We start from the raw sequence: 17,252 nt of genomic DNA, 5'->3' as shown, positions 1-17,252 counted from the left end.
CGGCGGATTGGGTCACATGAAAACTATTTGGCATGTGTGGGGCCGGCCTCTAGCGTGGCGCGGTGGCTACTCAGGTGATCGTCCTCAACGGCGGATCCAGTTCGGGCAAGTCCGGGATCTCCCGCTGCTTGCAGGCGATCCTGCCGGATCCGTGGCTCGCCCTCTCGGTTGACACCCTGGTCGAGGCGATGCCTGCCTCCCTGCGGGCATCGGATGCGGGGATCGAGTTCGCCCCTGACGGTCAGGTCATTGTCGGGCCGGAATTCCGGACGCTGGACGCGGCGTGGACGGAGGGGATCGCCGCGATGGCCCGCGCGGGCGCTCGGGTCATCGTGGATGACGTGTTCCTCGGCGGGGCGGTGTCCCAGCAACGGTGGCAGAAGGCTCTTGCCGGGCTGGACGTGCTGTGGGTCGGTGTGATGTGCGACAGCGCGGTGGCCACGGGCCGGGAGATCGCCCGGGGTGACCGTGTCAGGGGGATGGCCGCGTGGCAGGCGGAAGTGGTTCACGAGGGCGTGGCCTACGACCTGGTGGTGGACAGCACACACACTGAGTCCCTGGTGTGCGCGCAGACCATCGCCACCCGGGTGGGTGGCTAGCGCCGGCATTTCTCGCAGTTCGGCAAACGATCGCGGTCCACGAGATGCGCCGGCGATCGTAGAGCGTCAACGTCCTGACCGAATAGCGTGGCGCTCGTGGACGCAGAGCAATCCGCGATGGTCGACCACCCTTCCGGACCCATCAACCAGTGGCTCGCGGTGTGGGAGCTGAACAGTTTTTACGCTCGTCCCTGTCCGACTGAGCGCGGGGCAGGCCGCGCTACCGCCCGGCCAGGGACGACGCGAGTTTGAGCCAGCTCTGGAGGGTGGTGGCGGCGGCGCCGCTGTCGACGGCCAGGCGCGCATCCTCCAGGCAGGCCGCGAAGGCGTTACGCAGGCCCTCGCCGAAGCCGCGGTGAGCGGCGAGGGCTCCGGCCGCGTTGGCGAGGACGGCGTCACGTGGGGCACCCGCCTCACCGGCCAGGACCCGGTGGACGACCGAGGCGTTGTAGGCCGCGTCACCGCCGCGGAGCGCGTCCTGTGCGCTGCGCGCAAGTCCGAAGTCGGCGGTGTCCAGCGTCTCCTGCCGTACGTCGCCGCTCTCGGTGATCCAGACGCTCGTGGGCGCGGCGGTGGTGATCTCGTCGAGGCCGTCCTGCCCGCACACGACCAGGGCGTTCGCGCCCCGTTCCGCGAGCACGCTCGCGAGGACCGGGGCGAGGGCGGGGTTGGAGCAGCCGACGAGGGCGGCACGGGGACTGGCGGGGTTGGTCAGCGGCGCCAGGTAGTTGACGGCGGTGGGGATGCCGAGCGCCTTGCGCACCGGACCGGCGTAACGCAGCCCGTGGTGGAAGCGCGGAGCGAAGGTGAAGCCGATGCCGACCTCGCGTACGCACCGGGCGACGTCGTCAGGTGTGAGATCGAGCGGCAGGCCCAGGGCCTCCAGGACGTCGGCAGCGCCGGCCTTGCTGGACGCCGATCGGCCGCCGTGCTTGACGACCGGGGCGCCGGCGGCGGCCACGACGATCGCCGCCATGGTGCTCACGTTCACGGTGTGGGCGCCGTCGCCGCCGGTGCCGACGATGTCGACGACCTCCCCGCCGTCGACGGGGAGGGGCACGACCCGTTCCATGAGGGCGTCGAGCATTCCCCGGAGTTCCGCGGTGCTCTCACCCTTGGCCCGCAGGGCGACTAGGAACCCGGCGAGCTGGGCGGGGTCGGCCGCGTCGTCCATGACCTGCCGCATGGCCCATCGGGTGTCGTCCGCGTCGAGGTCGTGCCCGCGCAGGAGCGTCGCGAGCAGGCGTGGCCAGGAGCGGGACGGCTCGGTCATCGAAGTCCTCTCGACATGGGCACGGCGGTCGGGCGGTGCTCCCAGCGTAGTAGCCGGCCCCCGCTGTGGCGGCTGATGCCAGTCGAGCACCAGGGGGATAGCGTGGCTCGAAGATCGAGACAAGGGGGAGCGGACCGATGCTGCCGATCGGCGAGATGCTGCGGGTGCTGAACGCGCTGGACGCCGCCGGATGTGAGGTCTGGGTCGCCGGCGGCTGGGGGATCGACGTCCTGGTCGGGCGCGTCACCCGGGAGCATCACGACCTCGACCTGCTCCACCGCGCCGAACAGGAGCGGCTGGTGATCGGCGAGCTGGAGTCGCTCGGGTACGCCGAGCGGCCGGGCGCGGTGCCCGGGCGGCCGGCCAGGTTCGTCATGACCGACGGCCATGGGCACGAGCTCGATCTCCATCCGCTGCACATCGCGGAGGACGGCTCGGCCGTGCAGCACCTGGACGACCGGGGCGCGGCGCTGCACTACCCGGCCGTGGCCTTCGTCACGGGCACGATCGAAGGCGTGCGGGTGCGCTGCCTGTCCGTCGGTCAGCAGGTCGCCTTCCACCAGGACTACGAGCCCAGGGACCGCGACCTGCACGACATGGCGAGCCTGCGTGCGGCGTTCGGCGTCACCACGCACTTCTGACCCGCCTGCCGGACGCGCCGGGGGCAAGTGGTCAGGTCGGGTACAGGAGCGACAGCGGCTGCGACGGCTTCCGATCGCCCAACTGCGTGGCGGTCCGCCCGATGTAACGGCTCAGGGACCGCGCCAGGTGCGGTTGGTCGAAGTACCCGAGCCGATGGATCACGTCGTGGGCCGGCACGCCCTCCTGGATCAGGACCGCCGCCCGCCTGGCGCGATCGATCTGCCGGGCAGCGCCGCGGGTGAGCCCGGTCGCCGCCACGAAGCGCCGCTGCACGGTGCGGTCGGACACGTCCGGCGACGCGCCACGGAGCACCGCGGTGACGAGCGGGTCGCACTCCACGACACCCTCACGCACCATCCGCTGGACGAACGCCTCGGCGTTGTCGTAGTCGGGCAGGTGCCAGGTGGAACCCTTCAGCCAGAAGGACCTGTGCGTCGTGTCGGGAATCTCCGCGAACCCGTCGACGAGCCGGCCGAGTGGAATATGGGGCATCGCGGTGCCGAGGGAGAAGCTGATCCCGAAGAACGTGGCGTCCTCCGGAACGGGGGCCTGGCTCGCCCTCGTCTCCGGCCCCTGAACGGAGGCGCTGACCTGGCCGCGGTGCTCCCAGAAGACCAGATCCCAACGCGCTGTCGCGACCGACGTCATCTGTGCGACGTCGCTGCTGCTGCTCCGCCACACCCGCTCGATGTACGGCGAGTCGGACGATCGACTCTCGATGTCCAGAGCCATCCGGGTCACTCTCCCCTGACGCGCGGAAGATGGTCATGCGGGCCGGCCCAGGCCGTTTGCCCGATCATGGTACGTCCATGGTCACTCAGAACGCTCCTGCCGGGCCGGGCAGGACGTTCTGCAGCAGGTCCTCGGCGAGGTGGGCGTCTCCGGTGAGCAGGTACGCCGTGCGCATCAGCGACTGCTGATGGGCCGTGACGAACTCACGGAAGCTGTCGTTGCGGTCCAACCTGCCTCCTCTCACCCGTGTCCGAAGGTCGGGCCGATGCCGCTCTCACACGGAAGTTCTCACACAGGGCTGATCCGGGTGTTGCGGATGTGCTCGTAGACGATCGACGTGCGGACGTCGGCGACATCGGGCCGTTCGGTGAGCTTGTCGATCACGAACGCGTACAGGCTGGCGTTGTCCGGCACCGCCACGTGCACGATGAAGTCCTCCCGGTGGACGCGGACGGCGGCGCGCACCCGGGCCTGCCCTGGGCGGGCTGCTCGGTGCTGGCCGCGGACCCCGCCACACTGCGCGCCATCCGCGCCAAGGCCGCGTCGTCCGCCGGGTGCTTCGTGTCGGACATGCCCGCCGCGGCCCAGCGGACGCGGGTCTACGCCGACTATCTCGCCGCGATGAAGGAGACCGCGGCCGACGACGTCGAGTACTACGCGGTCAGCGTGGTCGGGCCGCGCAACCGGGTGGACAAGATCGTCGGCAGGCTGCCCCTGATGCCGTGACCCGGCGTCAGGGGACAGTCAGAAGTCGGGCGAGCGCAGGTGGCGGGTGTCCACCCGGTGTCCCGCCGTCTCCAGGACGGTGATCGCCTCCTTGATCCTCGGCTCGGGCACGAGGATCAGGTCGGCGTGGAACGTCGAGGCGACGAACACCGGGATGGCCGCCTCGGCCAAGGGGCCCACGACGGCCGCCAGCATGCCCGGGACGTCCAGTTGGTGTCCGGTGCCGCCGCCGTACAGGCCGATCCACCGCTCGCCGGACCCCGTGGGCCAGGCCTCGCGGATCACCGTGAGGCCCTCCGGGGCGCGGACGAGCGCGATCCAGTCGTCGTCTTCGGGAAACGTCGCCTGCGGCAGGTGCTGGACGGCGAACACGGACGGCACGATGCCGAGGTGCTGGGCGGTGGGTGAAGTCATGGAACGTGTGTAGCAGAGCCGCCCGACAAGCCCCCCGCGTGAACGGCGGCCTGGGCGGTGAGCGCCTCCAGGACGGCGGCCAGACCCGCCCCCCGGACGGCGCTGCCGGATCGGATGGCCGCCCTTCGGGGTTCGGGCCCGCCTATACCTGGGACCACTCGGTGATGGAGGCGACCAGCAGCGGCCCGTCGAAGGAGTCCGGAGTGAGGGTCACCCCGGTGATCCTGGCGGCGAGCGCGAACGCCTTCGGGAGCGCGTCGTCCCACCGCGTGTCCCAGGCCGCCTTGCCGGTCGTGGCGGTCAACGGCAGCCCGACCCTGCGCATCGGCTCCTTCAGCCGATCCGGGTCGCTGCCCCAGCGGTTGACCGACGCGTGCGGCGTGAACGCGGTGACGATCTCGCCGTCCACGGCGTACAGGAAGCTGTGCTCGGCGTAGTCGTGGCGTCCGACGGCCACCGCCTCGCATCCCTGCGCGAGGCGCGCCAGGTTCTCGCCCAGCGTGGTATGCCAGCCACACGGTTCGACCACCACGCTCCACTCGCCGATCCGGGTGACGCCGACGTGTCCGCCGCCGTCGCCGCCGTCGGTCTTCTCGATGAACTCCGCGACCTCGTCCTCGAGTTCGTCGAAGGTCATCGAGCGGACCGGCGCTTCGGCAGGCTCGAAACGGGCCACGACATCGGCGGGCTCCACCCCGTGGAAGAACGACACGCTGAAGATGTCGCCCAGCGGGTTGCTCGCGGTTCCTGTCGTCGGGGCCGCCAGCCACCGGAAGGGGGCGAGACGATCGGCCACCTGGGCTCCCTCGGTCGTTTCGCGACATCGTGGCAGCCGCCGCCGACAAAACCGGGGGCCATGGCCGTTCGTCGCGTTCCTGACATCGGCAGCGGGACGCCGCCGATGTCAGGAGGATCGCGACACGTTCCTGGAATCCGCTTGGATCTTGCTGAAAACCCGCGTCGTCACGGCGCGGGCACGACGGCCTTCGAGACGAGCCGGTCGCGGGCGAAGCACAGGCGGTAGGCGCGGGCGGAATCGGTCTTCATGGTGTAGTAGACGCAGTCCTGGCCCGGCGGCGGAGCCGGTGCGCCGTCCGGCGGGCCGTCCCTGGTGAACGCGGGAAGCCGGGACCGCACGCCGTCGCGTGGTTCGCCGGCCTTCAGCCCCTCGTACGTCGCCGGGTCGAGGACGGAGAACGACGAGCTGACGAAGCTGAGGGGGATCAGGAGCACGAAGATCCCGGTCAGCACGGCCAGGGGAATCCCGACCGCCTGCGCCAGCCTCCGCCGCACCCGCCGTCGCGCCAGATCAAGCTCTCGGGCCGCCGTGGTCACGGACGCGCCGAGGCCGGAGCCCGCGCTGGTCCGCGGGTGCTCGTGAGGCGCCCGGATCCCGGTGACGGGCAGTTCGGCGGCGACCTCGAAACCCCCGCAGGGAGCCGGGCCGGCCCGCAGGACGCCGCCCGCCAGCCGCACCCGTTCCGCCAGCCCGACGAGCCCGGAACCGCCCGAGGCCACGCCCGGCGAGGCCGCCGCCGGGGCGGGGTCGTTGACCACGCGGAGCGTGACGACGTCGTCGTCGGACGCGAGCCGGACGCGTACGGTCGCGCCGGGGGCGTGTTTGGCGGCGTTCGTCAGGGACTCCTGGAGCACGCGGCGCACCGCGAGCGCGGTCATCGGGGGCAGGCCGTCGGTGCCGCCCAGGTGGCCGCCCACGTGCTCGACGACGATCGGCACGCCGGAGTCGCGGGCGCGCTCGACGAGCGTCTCGACGCTCTCCTCACGCGGCGGCACGGCAGCGTCCTCGTCGTCCGCGCGCAGCACACCGATGATCTCGCGCAGCCGCTCGGTCGCGACTGCGGCGGCCTCACGCAGTTCGCGTACGGCCGCCTGCTGCCGCGAGTCCAGGCCGGGGTCGAGTTCCAGAGCGCCGGCTCGCACCGCGAGGAGCGTCAGGTCGTGGCCGAGCGAGTCGTGCATGTCGCCCGCGATGCGCGCCCTCTCCCGCAGGCGGGCGCGGTCGGCGACGGCCCGCTGCTCGCGCTCCAGCCGGTCGGCGAGCCGCCAGCCCGTGCGGACCAGTTCGGCGTACTGGCGGCGCCAGCGGCCGAGCAGCCAGGGCACCACCACCGCGAGCAGCAGCGTGATGAGCTGCGTCGGCCAGCCCCACAGGTCGCGCAGGACGAGCGCGGACAGCGGCAGCCCGGCGAGGGCGACGGCCGCGAAGAACCACAGCGCCGGCCGGGCGCTCGCCATCCGGTGCCCGGCCAGGTAAGCGAAGACCACCAGCGCCGCCCACGTCCAGGTCAGGGGGCCGAACATCTGCACGTCCAGGGCCAGGCTCACCGCCACCGGTACGGCGAGCGCCGCCAGCGGCCACCTTCGGCTCACCGCCGTGGCGGCCCCGAACAGCGGCACGGCCACGGCCACCGCCGCCACCCGCCGGGCGTCGCCGTCATCGAGGGTCAGCGCGACCGGCGGCACGCACACCGCCAGCCACAGTCCCAGGTCGAGCAGACGGGACGGCCGCGGCACCTCACGCCCTCCGGTCGAGCGGAGCCTCGGGCACGAGGCCCGCCTCGTACGCCAGGATCGCGGCCTGCACGCGGTTGCGGAGGCCGAGACGGGTGAGGATCTGGCTGACGTACCCCTTGACCGTGCCCTCGACGAGATGCAGGCGCCGGGCGATCTCGGCGTTGGACAGGGCGGCCCCGACCAGCGCGAGCACCTCGCGCTCGCGGTCGCCGAGCTTGTCCACGGAAGCGCGGGCGGCGGCCTCCGTGCCGAGCGGGCGTGCCCGGAGGCGGGTGATGACCTGCCGCGTGACGGCGGGGGAGAGATAGGCGCCGCCGGCGGCGACGGCGCGGACCCCCGCGATCAGTTCGCGTGGATCGCCCGACTTGAGGAGGAAACCGGATGCGCCGGAGCCGAGCGCGCTCGTCACGTAGTCGTCCTCGTTGAACGTCGTGAGCATCACGACGGCGACCTCGGGGAGGACCCGGCGCAGCTCGGCGGCGGCCTTGAGCCCGTCGAGCCGCGGCATCCGGATGTCGAGCAGGCAGATGCCGGGACGATGCCGCAGGGCGAGGTCGACGGCCTCGTGCCCGTCGGCCGCCTCGGCCACGACCTCGATGTCGCCGGCCGTTGCCAGGATGCTCGCGATGCCGGCGCGAATCAGTGCCTCGTCGTCGGCCAGCAGGACGCGGATCATCGCGTTTTCCCCGGAATCCGGCTTATCGCGCTGTGCCTGCTGATGCGCTCGCTCATGCCGGGACGTTACCAACGGCCCGTCGCCGGAAGCGTACGGCGTGGACGAGACGGGCGGCCACGACGGCGACGGCGGCCAGCGCTCCGGTGGCGGCCCAGACGTACAGCGCGAGCCAGACGTAGGTGAGCTGGTCCAGTGTGCCCACCCGGTTCAGCAGCACCCCGGCCAGCTCCGCGAGCCCCAGGTAGAGCGCGACCGGCAGCGCGTACGGGACCAGGCGGGCGATCACCCGCCAGGCGGGCCGGTGCGCGCGGCGGCCGGCCCAGCGGCGGGAGCGCAGGACCCCGGCCACGCCGAGGCCCAGGTTGAGCAGCGACAGGCCGCCCAGCCAGGGGTCCGCCTTCGTGGTGAAGGGCACGGCCCCCGCCTCGGGCCGTCCCTCGATCATGTCGATCAGGCCGTCGCTGATGATCAGCGCGTCGTCACCGGAGATCATCCCGGTGTTGGTGACGACCGCGATGCCCCACCCGCTCTCGGGCAGCAGGGTCTGCGCGGAGTTGTGCGTGAGCAGCCAGCCGGTGTGGCGCAGCATCGGCGCCCCTCCGGCCGTCCGCTCGGCCGACCACCCCATGCCGTACGTGCTGCCGCCCACGCCGGACGGGGTCTGGGCGGCCTCGACGGTGCCTCGGGGAAAGACGTGACCGGCGCCGTTCTGCGTGAGCAGCCATGTGGCCAGGTCGTGGGCGGTGCTGACGACCCCGTAGGAGCCGTTGACGAACCACTTCGGATGCGTGCGCTCGATCACCTGGCCGTACGCGCGGATGTATCCGGCGCCCGCGCCGGGCAGGTCCTCCGTGGTGTCCACCGTCCGGGTGGACGTCATGCCCAGCGGCGTGAACACCGTGGCGGCCATGAAGCCGGCGAACGGCACGCCCGACACCACCTCGGCCAGCCGCGCCGCGACCGCGTAGTTGGGGTTGTGGTAGATCATCCTGGTGCCCGGCGCCGCGGCGAGCGGCGCGGTCCTGAGCATCGCGACGGCGTCCTTGAGGTCGTCCGGCGCGGGGAGCGTCAGCTCGGGGAAGGTCCGGTCGCTCATGCCCGAGGTCTGCTGGAGAAGCTGCCGTACGGTGATCTTCCCGGCCCGGACATCGGCCATGGTGAACTCGGGCAGATACCGCCGGACCGGCGCGTCGAGGTCGATCCTGCCCTCGTCGGCGAGGCGCAGCACCGCCAGGGCCGTGAACGACTTCGACAGCGAGGCGAGCGGCATGGGGGTGTCCGCGGTGATCGCCTCGCCGCCGGCCGTGTGACCGTGCCCGGCGGCGTACACGACCCGATCGCCCTTGACGACCGTCACCACGGCGCCGGGCAGGTCCGTGCGCCGGATGTAGTCGCGTACGTAGCGGTCGACGGACTCCGCGGTCAGGCCGGGCCGTCCGTCCGGGGGCGCCGCCCCCGTCGCGGCCTCCACCGCCGTCGTTCCCGTCGTGAGCAGCAGCACACCGGCTATACCGGCGATCGCGGCGATCCTGCGCATGTGCACCGTGTTTCCCCTCCGAGCTCTCCGTTCGCAGGTCACGTACGGTAGGAGCGGCCGGAGGGGCGGCACAGCGGGCGATCGGAAGGTCCTCACCTGACTTTCGTCAGGCGGGGGACCGAGTGGGTCAGCGGCGCCCGAACCACCGGAGGAAGGAGCGCTTCTGGCGCTTCGCGGGAGTAGTCGCGGGAGCGGGCTTCTTCTCGTCGGCCGGATGAAGGGCCCGCCACTCGGCGGCGACCTCGTCCACGTCGATGAGCGGCTGCACGACGGGCGGGCCGGACAGGGGCTTGCGGTAGCTGTCGCGGATCTTGACGTTCATCTCCTCGGTGATCCTGCGCGCCTCGGCCTCGGTGCGCGCGCCCAGCGCCTCCGCCCTCGCCTCCTCGGCCTCCTTGCGCAGCGCCAGCGTCCCCGGCAGCGGGAACGACAGGTTCTCCGCGCGCATCTTCTGCTTGATCCACCACATCTCGTCGTGCGGCTTGCCCTGGCCGGGGATGGGCTTGCCGGCGCCCGGCAGGTCGTCGAACTCGCCACGCTCGGTGGCTTCGCGGATCTGCCGGTCGATCCACGACTCGAAACTCACTCCGAGGGGCTTGCGTTCGGTCACGGCCTCACCTCGCACGACGTGGTCGGCATCCTCCTGCGAGGATAACCACGGCTTTCCGGGGTGGGCGGCGCGGGTCAGGGGTCGGGTCGGGGGATTCGGAGCAGGTCGACCACCCCCGTGGTGCCCTCGTCGGCGTGGCCGTCCGCGAGCCGCCGCTCCATGAGGGTCATGAAGGGCGTGAGCAGTTCGGGGCTGACCTTCTGCTCCTCGGCCGTACGCAGCAGGGTCGCGTTGCCCCGGACCATCATCGCGAGGTTGGACGTGACGTTCTTCGTGTAGTCGCCGCTGTCCAGATGCTCCGCCATCCCGTACGCGTACGGGGTCATCGCCCTCAGCCAGCCCACGACGAGGTCGGCGAAGCCCTTCGGGAGAATCTCCTCCCGGACGAGCGCGAAGGCGTGCGCCACCCCCGCGAACATGCCCGTCATCGCGCTCAGCAGCGCCACGTCGTGGAGGGCGGCGAGTCCTGGGTCCTCGCCGGTGTAGACGGTTTCTGCGGGCGCGGCCAGCGTGCCCGCGTGGGCCTCGAACACGGCCCGCGAGCCGCTGTAGAAGACGTACGCCCCGGAGCCCGGCACCCCGATCATGGGCGGGACCGCCATGACGCCGCCGTCGAGGAAGCGGGCGCCGCGCTCCTCGGCCCACCGGGCGCGGGCGCGGGCCTCCTCCGGGGTGCCGGTGGTGAGGTCGACCAGGTCCTTGCCGGACAGGTCGGCGCCGGCGAGGGCGTCGTCCACCGAGGCATGGTCGAGCAGGCAGACGATCACCAGGTCGCTCGCGGCCACGGCCTCGGCGGCGGTCGCGGCGACGTGCGCGCCCTCGCGGGCGAGGGACTCGGCCCGGCCGGCGGTGCGGTTCCAGACGGTCAGCGGATGCCCGGCGGCGAGCCAGGCGCGGGCGAGCGCGCCGCCCATCGCGCCCAGCCCAAGAAGGGACAGCGGAGACTTCTCAGCGTTGTGGGTCATGCCGATTAGGCTGGTCACGAGCCCCGAGCCGATCAAGTACGCACTTCGAAGTGGGTGCTTACCCCGGGGTGAGCGAGCAGCCAGGAGGGGGTGGGGCATGCGGACCGCGCGGCGCCCGGGAGCGGCCGAATGCGGGATCGACGCGGCGATGGAGGTGATCGGCGGCAAGTGGAAGAGCTCGATCCTCTGGGCGCTGAACGAACGCGCGTGCCGTTTCGGTGAGCTGCGCAGAATGCTTCCGGGCGTGACAGAGAAGGTGCTCGCCTCGCACCTGCGCGAGATGGAGGCCGACGGCATCGTGCACCGCGAGGTGTACGACGAGGTGCCGCCACACGTCGAATACTCGCTGACCCCGCTCGGCGTCACGTTGAACGAGGCGCTGGCGCCGCTCGGCGTGTGGGGACGGGAACACCTCCTCGGCGGCCGGGACGATCACTGACCAGTGGGGTGTCCACGGACCTTGACCGGTCCGGTCACCGCGCCGGAAGGAACCTCCGGTCCTCGCGGAGCTCTCGCATGGTGCCTAGGTGTTCACGGACCTTGGCCGGGTCGGTCGCTGCGCCGGAAGGAACCTCCGGTCCTCGCGAAGCCCGCTCCGCTGGGCCTTCGCTCCGGTCCTCGCTCCCTTCCGCTCCGCTTCCTCGCTCCCGGTGAACGTTCTTGCCTGCTGGACGGGAATCCGGGCCTCAGGGTGTGGTCTCGTGGCCGGGCTGCCCAGGGGTGCGCCGTTGCTGCTTCAGCTCGGCCTCGTAGAGGTGGCGGCGCCCTCCGGCCAGTTCGTTGCGGGCCTGGCGTTCCAGCTCTTGGAAGGTCGCGTAGTAGCCGTCGTCGTACTCCTCGACGATCTGGAAGGTCCAGCGGCCCTGGATGACGTTGCGGCCGATCAGCTCGCGTTCGATCCGGTCGGCCCACTTGTCGTGCCCGGCCTGCCGCAGCAGCCGTACGGCGTCGTCCAGCTCGAAGTCCGCCGTCCCGGTGAGCTGGTGGAAGGAGTACAGGTGGCCTCTGACCCGGTGGATCGTCTCCAGCGCCTTGCTGAGCCTGCCCAGCGCGTCGACGGTGACGTCGTCCAGCCCCTCGGGGCGGCGGTGGGCGGGATCGGGCAGGCCGGCCGGTTCCTCGCGTTCGGTCATGTTCCCCCGCTACCCCTCGCGTCGGCACCTCTATCGATGTGAGCGGCGGTGACGACGCTCAACCGTGGGGCGTTCAACCGGTGGACGTCCCGGAGACGGAGGGTTCGGCGGACGAGTCGATCCCGGCCAGCGCGCGGTTCAGGTCTCGCGACGACAGCAGGAGCTTGTACATGATGAAGGCCTCGAAGAGGAGCAGCAGGACGGCCGCGCCGATCGTGACCGGGATGACCGCGCCGAGCAGCGGGCCGACGATGAACACCGCCATCTGGAACTCGATGCCGCTGACCAGGTGCGTGCGGATCCGGTGCTCGCGCAGCCACTCGCGCAGGCCGGGGTACCAGGAGAAGCGGCTGCGGAACTCCTCCTGCAGGTCCACGGCCTCCGTCAGGCGGACCCTGATCTCGTCGGGGTCGTTGTCGAGGTCCTCGCGTAACAGGGACGCCGGCAGCGCGGCCGAACCTCCGGACACCGACTTCTCGTAGGCGTGCCGCAGCGTGCGGCGCATCTGGCGGCGGACCTTCGCGATCTGCAGGGCGTCGACGTAGCGCAGCATGTCGAGGAACACCACTCCGATGCCGAGGAGCAGGTAGACCACCTGCCCGGTCACGCGGTACTGCCCCCACATCAAGGCGACGGTGCAGGCCAGCACCCGGATCCGGTCGAAGACGTAGTCGAGCCAGCCGCCGAGGACCGTTCCCGTCCCCTTGAGCCGCGCGATCTTCCCGTCCATGCAGTCGAGGATGAAGCTCACGTGGTAGACGGCGGCCCCGGCGACCAGCCACGGCCACTCGGCCCGCAGGAAGCACCAGGCCGAGCCCAGGCCGAGCACGAAGGCGCCCCAGGTGATCTGGTTCGGGGTGATGGAGGTGCGGTTGGCGGTCGTCACCACCAGTCGGCCCGCAAGGGGATCCACCAGGAAAACGGTCCACCAGGCGTCGCGTGCCTTATATGTCCGAGAGCGTACGTCATGCAGCGTGAACGTCATTTGGGGGCTTTCTAGATTGTGGAGGGGTTTTGAGGGAAACGTCAAAAATCGTCGTCCAGATCTTCCGTTTCGTCCGCGTCGTCATCCTGGTCGAGTGCGTGCGTGTCGTCGCCCATGTGCAGGTCATCGTCAACGTCAAGCAGTTCCGCCATTTGCTGGAGAAGCATCTTAAGCATGTCTTTGCCCTTTGGCCGGCGTTTCTTTCGCTACCGCTCATCAAAGCATCGCCCGGCGCCACCCGCCGACTTTTTCCACAGGCCATCGGGGCATGCGAAGTTATCCGGAAAAACCGCATTTCGGCTTTTTCGGTATATCTACTTCCGTTCGCGGGGCGGCCAGACAGGAGTGGTGAGACAGGGGTGGTCAGTCCTGCCGCGCCGGCAGATCGGGCTCCTCGTCCGTCCAACTGCTGTCCTCGTACGCGGTGAATGTGCCGACGGTCACCGTCCGGCCGTCGGCCTCCACGCTCGCGCTGCTCGTCTCCGTCGACAGGAACAGCCCGCTGCCGGGGTCGACCACCATCGTGACCTCGGCACCCTTCTCGCCCGCCTGGTAGGTGAGGCCCTGGCCGGTACGGCCCAGCGCGTCGGTGACCTCTCCCACGGCGGTGATGCCGGGCAGCGCGGCCAGGATCCGGTAGGCCGACGCCCGCACCTCGGGAGAGACGGGCAGCCCCATGAGGATCTCCATGCAGGCTCCCTGCAGCCAGCCGTCCATCTCCCGCTGCGGGTCGAGGGAGTGGTACTTCTTCATCTGCCGGCTGATCCGTGCCTTCAGGTAGTCCCTGAGCTCCTCCGTGCCGCCGGGAATGCGGCCCAGCTCCCCCCAGGTGAGCCGCTGCTTGGCCAGGAAACCGGACGAGCCGATCCAACCGCCGCGGAGCCGCGACCCCACGGGCTCCTCCGGGGCGGAACGGACCTCGTCTCCCGGGCCGACGTCGCCGAGGCCCTCGACGTCGCGCGGATAGCGCCACACGTCGGGCGAACCGGCGTCGCGCCAGGCCGCCTCGTCCTCGGGGGTCGCCGGCTTCACCCCGAGAGGCCGCGCGACCCTCCAACCCTGCCGGGCGGGGTCGCGGGCCAGCCACACCTCCTCGGACAGCCCCCTCTGGAGGAGGTAACGACGGTCGGGCGAGAGAAACCGTTGCGTGTAGGTCGTCTTCGTGCGCCAGTAGGCGCCGGACCGGTCGGACGCCCTGGCCGAGGCGGAGGCGGCGGCGAGCAGGATCTGGCGGGCGTTCGCCGCACCGCCCGCGGTTCCGGCGGCCGGCGTTTTCGCCGATGCCCCAGTGGTGGGAGTGAGCGCCACCCGGCCGTCAGGTCCGATGGCCGTGGTGACGATCAGGGCGGTCGCCGTGGCCGCTCCCGCCAGCAGTGCTCCCACGGCGATCCGGTGCCTGGGGAAGCGGCGGACGCCCCTCGCCCGGGACTGCCGTCGGTCCCGCCCGGAGCGTGCGGGCTCCGGCTCTGACGGGCTGTTCTCCGGCCCGGGATCCGCCCCGGCCCCGTGCGGGTCGCCGTCGAGCGCGTACGGACCGTCCTGGGCGGTGAGGGCCAGCGCGGCCATGAGCCGTGCGCGGCCCGTGTCGAAGGCCGCGGCCGTGGGTTGGGGCTCGATGAGGAGGTCGCGGACCGCGGCCAGCTCGTCGGGTCCAGAGTGCCGGGGGGAGCCGGCCCGGCCGGTCAGGTCATCCATTGGAGCCTCCGATCATGGGGTTGACGCCTCCCAGGGCCGCGCGGAGCTTCCGGCGCACCCGGCTGAGCCGGGAACCGACGGTGCCCGCGGGGATGCCGAGGATCTGGGAGATCTCCTCGTGACTGAGTCCGGCGATCGCCACGAGGAGCAGGACGTCGCGGTCGCCGTCGGACAGCTGGGCGATCCCCGCTGCCAGCGGCCCCTGTGCGCTCGCGGCGGTGACTCGTGCCGCCACCCGGTCCTCGTGGCCGGACTCCGCTGCGCCGTCCAACGGCGCCCGCTGGAACGCCTCCAGCCTCCGGCTCTCACTCCTGCGGTGCCGGGCGACGAGATTGGTGGCGATGCCGTACAGCCAGGGCCGTACGGAGCCGCGGGCGGGGTCGAAGTCGCCGCGCTTGCGGAACGCGGCGAGGAAGGTCTCGGCGGCGAGGTCGTCGGCGATGTGCGTGCCGAGGCGCGCCGCCGCATAACGGTGGATCTCGCCGAAATAGCGCTCGTACAGCACCGCGAACAGCTCCGGCCGATGCCACGACCGCTCGATGAGCACGGCGTCGTCGAGATCTGCCGAAGCTTCCGGGGGAGCAGGCATTCGCGAGGCATCCCTTCTGTGGGTCATCACCTCTACTCCGCCGCAGGGCCCGATCGCTTTCACGCCCTCTTTTCGAGGACTCCCCCGCTGCCCAGCGGTAGCGGGCCCGTCCGGGTGAGCTCCCGCTGGGGTTCGACCACGGCGACCCGCGACCGCAGGCGCACGCCGTCAGGCGGGTAGCCGTGTCCCCCGGCTCTCATTCCGCCGTTGCAAGGGCCGGCCTCGCCGGAGGGGAGCATGCCCACGACCTCGGGCAAGGTGTTCTTCATCGGCAGCGACCTCCAGCCGCACTGGTGCAGCGGCACGGCCGTGCAGTCGCCCTACCGGAACATCGTCGCGACGGCGGGTCACTGCCTGCTGGACGTCGAGGCGCCGGCCGGCGCGCTCGCCAAGTGGGTCTTCGTCCCCGGCTACTCCGAGGGCGCGGCCCCGTCCGGCCTGTATGTCGGCAAGCAGGCCGAAACCCACTACGACTTCGACGACATCCGGGACCACGACCGCGACTACGCCTTCGTCAACGTGTACGACGGTGTCGACTTCTCCGCTCCCGACGTGCTGACCAATGCCGGGAAGCTGGCCGACAACGTCGGCGGCCAGGGGCTCGAAGGCTCCCTCGGGTCCGCATGGCTGATCCGGTACGCGAGCGACAGCCGTATCGGCTATCTCAACGGCATCACGATCAGTGTCGCCGACACCGATGGCGACGGCCGGTACGACACCGGCGTCTCGCCGTACTTCGACGGCGAGTCGTACACGGTCTACCGGTATGCCGCCGCCACCTGGACCGGCCGCATCGCCTGAAGGCCGGCCCGGCTCTGATCCCGTACGTCCACCCGGGGTGCCGCGGAAAGCAGGCGGCGCTCCCGCCCCTGGTCCTAAGGACCGGGGCGGGAGCGCCGTGGAGAGCAGACGGCCTATCCCTGCAGGGCGTCCTCCTGGTCGTCGGACGGGGAGGCCGAGGGCGAGGGCGCTGCCGAGGCCGAGCCGGCGGGCAGCGCGCTGCCGCGCTTCCACTGGTTCCAGCTCAGCTGCCAGTAGCTCCAGCCGTTGCGCCAGTCGAGCTTGCGCTTGGTGCCGGTGACCTCGACGACGTCACCGCGCTGGCTGATGCCGTAGAACCACTGGGCCCCGGCCGGCGTGGCGCGCACGCACCCGTGGCTCTGGTTCGACTTGCCCAGGAACTGGTAGTCGCCCGCGCTCTGGTGGACGTACTCGCCGCTGTCGGAGATCCGGACCGCCCAGGGGATCTCCAGCTTGTAGTAGAGCGGGTCCTTGGGGTCGGTGACGCCGAGCCAGGACGAGGTCATCGTCTCGACCCGCTTCTTGCCCATCGCGAGGTGCACGCCGGTGGTCGTGAGGTAGACGTCGACGCCGTTGCGCGGCAGGCCGCCGCGGCCCGCGCTGATCGGGATGGTCTTGGCGAGCTTCCCGTCGCGGCGCACCTTCATCACGTGCCTCTTGGTGTCGACCACCGAGATGTTGGCGGTGCCGACGGCGAAGCGGCGCGAGACGTCCTGGGCGGCCTCGTTGCCGGGGATCTGGCTCAGCCTGGCGGAGAACAGGACCTTCTGGTGCGGCTTCCAGTAGGTCTTGGTGCGATAGATGACCTTGCGGTCGGAGACCCAGCGCCAAGCGCCCTCGACGGGCTTTTCGGCCTGGACCTGCAGCGCCGCTTCCGCGGTCGCCCTGTCGCGTACCGCCCGGTCGAAGGTGACGATGATCGGGAAACCGACGCCGACCCGCTCGACCTTTTCGCCCATGGGCGTGATGTCGGCGATGCCGAGCTTCGGCTTTCCTGCCTTGCGTGCCGTCTTGGACGCCGCGCGCGGGGCGAGTGCCGCCGCCTTGGCGTCCGGGGCCTGAGTGGCCGGAGCCTGAGTGGCCGTACCGGCCGCACCAGTGACTGATGCGGCGGGAGTGGTTGTGCCTCCCGCCGAGCAGGCCGTAGCGACGGCGATGGCGGCGACGGTGAGTGTGACGTGGGCCGCCCGCCGGAGGGTATTCACGGTCTACTCCTCATAGGGGGGTGATACACAGCGATTTGCACTGACTTGGAACGTGTGAAACTGCTGTTTTGTGCGGCCGATTCCGTAACGATCAAGTAACGCCGGTGTTGGTGGTACTGGCGGCGCATGCGTTCC

At 71.1% G+C, this 17,252-nt stretch carries 22 protein-coding genes; 5 read left to right on the top strand and 17 right to left on the bottom strand.

What is annotated here, in order from left to right; genetic code table 11:
* Positions 1 to 62 precede the first annotated feature (62 nt).
* A complete protein-coding gene (gene cpt / locus ACQEVJ_RS43570; RefSeq protein WP_433111168.1) occupies positions 63 to 599 on the top strand; it encodes a chloramphenicol phosphotransferase CPT in 537 nt (178 codons plus the stop codon).
* Positions 600 to 819: 220 nt separating this feature from the next.
* Here the strand turns inward: cpt and trpD are convergent, their stop codons facing one another.
* Positions 820 to 1,872: an anthranilate phosphoribosyltransferase gene (trpD, locus tag ACQEVJ_RS43565; RefSeq protein WP_433111165.1), complete on the bottom strand. Its 1,053-nt coding sequence runs from the start codon at positions 1,870 to 1,872 to the stop codon at positions 820 to 822.
* 137 nt (positions 1,873 to 2,009) lie between these two features.
* Here trpD and ACQEVJ_RS43560 point away from each other — a divergent pair, with 137 nt between their 5' ends.
* Positions 2,010 to 2,513 carry a nucleotidyltransferase domain-containing protein gene (locus tag ACQEVJ_RS43560; protein WP_433111162.1) on the top strand — a complete coding sequence of 168 codons (504 nt, stop codon included), beginning with the start codon at positions 2,010 to 2,012 and terminating at the stop codon, positions 2,511 to 2,513.
* Positions 2,514 to 2,544: 31 nt separating this feature from the next.
* On the opposite strand, the gene ACQEVJ_RS43555 is transcribed toward ACQEVJ_RS43560, so the two are convergent.
* The 3 genes from ACQEVJ_RS43555 to ACQEVJ_RS43545 form a co-directional block, all read right to left on the bottom strand.
* On the bottom strand, positions 2,545 to 3,246 hold the full coding sequence (locus ACQEVJ_RS43555) for a helix-turn-helix domain-containing protein (protein ID WP_433111159.1): 702 nt from the start codon (positions 3,244 to 3,246) through the stop codon (positions 2,545 to 2,547).
* 85 nt (positions 3,247 to 3,331) lie between these two features.
* A complete protein-coding gene (locus ACQEVJ_RS43550; RefSeq protein ID WP_433111156.1) occupies positions 3,332 to 3,475 on the bottom strand; it encodes a hypothetical protein in 144 nt (47 codons plus the stop codon).
* 59 nt (positions 3,476 to 3,534) lie between these two features.
* Positions 3,535 to 3,672, bottom strand: coding sequence for an Lrp/AsnC ligand binding domain-containing protein (locus ACQEVJ_RS43545; RefSeq protein WP_433111154.1), 138 nt, complete (start codon positions 3,670 to 3,672; stop codon positions 3,535 to 3,537).
* Here ACQEVJ_RS43545 and ACQEVJ_RS43540 point away from each other — a divergent pair.
* Complete coding sequence (locus ACQEVJ_RS43540; protein WP_433111151.1) at positions 3,667 to 3,972, top strand: DUF2000 domain-containing protein; 306 nt, start codon at positions 3,667 to 3,669, stop codon at positions 3,970 to 3,972. The two genes, ACQEVJ_RS43545 and ACQEVJ_RS43540, sit on opposite strands and share 6 nt — an antisense overlap.
* Before the next feature lie 18 nt (positions 3,973 to 3,990).
* On the opposite strand, the gene ACQEVJ_RS43535 is transcribed toward ACQEVJ_RS43540, so the two are convergent.
* From ACQEVJ_RS43535 to ACQEVJ_RS43505, 7 genes are all read right to left on the bottom strand, one after another.
* Entirely contained in the window at positions 3,991 to 4,386 is a 396-nt protein-coding gene (locus tag ACQEVJ_RS43535) for an ACT domain-containing protein (RefSeq protein ID WP_433111149.1), read from the bottom strand.
* A gap of 142 nt (positions 4,387 to 4,528) precedes the next feature.
* Complete coding sequence (locus tag ACQEVJ_RS43530) at positions 4,529 to 5,182, bottom strand: DUF6461 domain-containing protein (protein ID WP_433111146.1); 654 nt, start codon at positions 5,180 to 5,182, stop codon at positions 4,529 to 4,531.
* A gap of 167 nt (positions 5,183 to 5,349) precedes the next feature.
* Positions 5,350 to 6,921, bottom strand: coding sequence for a sensor histidine kinase (locus ACQEVJ_RS43525; protein WP_433111143.1), 1,572 nt, complete (start codon positions 6,919 to 6,921; stop codon positions 5,350 to 5,352).
* A gap of 1 nt (position 6,922) precedes the next feature.
* Complete coding sequence (locus tag ACQEVJ_RS43520) at positions 6,923 to 7,597, bottom strand: response regulator (RefSeq protein WP_433111140.1); 675 nt, start codon at positions 7,595 to 7,597, stop codon at positions 6,923 to 6,925.
* 52 nt (positions 7,598 to 7,649) lie between these two features.
* Positions 7,650 to 9,134 (bottom strand): serine hydrolase domain-containing protein, encoded by a 1,485-nt coding sequence (locus ACQEVJ_RS43515; protein ID WP_433113288.1) that lies wholly within the window; start codon positions 9,132 to 9,134, stop codon positions 7,650 to 7,652.
* A gap of 127 nt (positions 9,135 to 9,261) precedes the next feature.
* A complete protein-coding gene (locus tag ACQEVJ_RS43510; protein ID WP_433111138.1) occupies positions 9,262 to 9,744 on the bottom strand; it encodes a DUF1992 domain-containing protein in 483 nt (160 codons plus the stop codon).
* Positions 9,745 to 9,818: 74 nt separating this feature from the next.
* On the bottom strand, positions 9,819 to 10,709 hold the full coding sequence (locus tag ACQEVJ_RS43505) for an NAD(P)-dependent oxidoreductase (RefSeq protein ID WP_433111135.1): 891 nt from the start codon (positions 10,707 to 10,709) through the stop codon (positions 9,819 to 9,821).
* Positions 10,710 to 10,806: 97 nt separating this feature from the next.
* Between ACQEVJ_RS43505 and ACQEVJ_RS43500 the strand changes: the two genes are divergently transcribed.
* Positions 10,807 to 11,148, top strand: a complete 342-nt coding sequence (locus ACQEVJ_RS43500; RefSeq protein WP_433111133.1) for a winged helix-turn-helix transcriptional regulator — start codon at positions 10,807 to 10,809, stop codon at positions 11,146 to 11,148.
* Positions 11,149 to 11,395: 247 nt separating this feature from the next.
* Here ACQEVJ_RS43500 and ACQEVJ_RS43495 read toward each other — a convergent pair whose 3' ends face one another.
* From ACQEVJ_RS43495 to ACQEVJ_RS43475, 5 genes are all read right to left on the bottom strand, one after another.
* Positions 11,396 to 11,842 carry a hypothetical protein gene (locus ACQEVJ_RS43495; protein ID WP_433111131.1) on the bottom strand — a complete coding sequence of 149 codons (447 nt, stop codon included), beginning with the start codon at positions 11,840 to 11,842 and terminating at the stop codon, positions 11,396 to 11,398.
* Between the two features lie 73 nt (positions 11,843 to 11,915).
* Positions 11,916 to 12,755, bottom strand: coding sequence for a CDP-alcohol phosphatidyltransferase family protein (locus ACQEVJ_RS43490; protein WP_433111129.1), 840 nt, complete (start codon positions 12,753 to 12,755; stop codon positions 11,916 to 11,918).
* 113 nt (positions 12,756 to 12,868) lie between these two features.
* Complete coding sequence (locus ACQEVJ_RS43485; protein ID WP_433111127.1) at positions 12,869 to 13,003, bottom strand: hypothetical protein; 135 nt, start codon at positions 13,001 to 13,003, stop codon at positions 12,869 to 12,871.
* Between the two features lie 187 nt (positions 13,004 to 13,190).
* Complete coding sequence (locus ACQEVJ_RS43480; RefSeq protein ID WP_433111125.1) at positions 13,191 to 14,522, bottom strand: CU044_5270 family protein; 1,332 nt, start codon at positions 14,520 to 14,522, stop codon at positions 13,191 to 13,193.
* Positions 14,515 to 15,111 carry an RNA polymerase sigma factor gene (locus tag ACQEVJ_RS43475; RefSeq protein WP_433111123.1) on the bottom strand — a complete coding sequence of 199 codons (597 nt, stop codon included), beginning with the start codon at positions 15,109 to 15,111 and terminating at the stop codon, positions 14,515 to 14,517. Before ACQEVJ_RS43475 ends, ACQEVJ_RS43480 begins: the two co-directional genes overlap by 8 nt.
* 237 nt (positions 15,112 to 15,348) lie before the next feature.
* Here ACQEVJ_RS43475 and ACQEVJ_RS43470 point away from each other — a divergent pair, with 237 nt between their 5' ends.
* Positions 15,349 to 15,912 carry a hypothetical protein gene (locus tag ACQEVJ_RS43470; RefSeq protein ID WP_433111121.1) on the top strand — a complete coding sequence of 188 codons (564 nt, stop codon included), beginning with the start codon at positions 15,349 to 15,351 and terminating at the stop codon, positions 15,910 to 15,912.
* A 113-nt stretch (positions 15,913 to 16,025) separates the two neighbouring features.
* On the opposite strand, the gene ACQEVJ_RS43465 is transcribed toward ACQEVJ_RS43470, so the two are convergent.
* Positions 16,026 to 17,117 carry a L,D-transpeptidase gene (locus ACQEVJ_RS43465; RefSeq protein ID WP_433111119.1) on the bottom strand — a complete coding sequence of 364 codons (1,092 nt, stop codon included), beginning with the start codon at positions 17,115 to 17,117 and terminating at the stop codon, positions 16,026 to 16,028.
* Positions 17,118 to 17,252: the final 135 nt, after the last annotated feature.

This window comes from Microbispora sp. CA-102843 (genome assembly GCF_050936215.1).
In the GTDB taxonomy this organism is placed as follows: Bacteria; Actinomycetota; Actinomycetes; order Streptosporangiales; family Streptosporangiaceae; genus Microbispora.
Note: the sequence above shows the minus strand (reverse complement) of the source record. Positions and strands in the feature narration are given on the sequence as shown.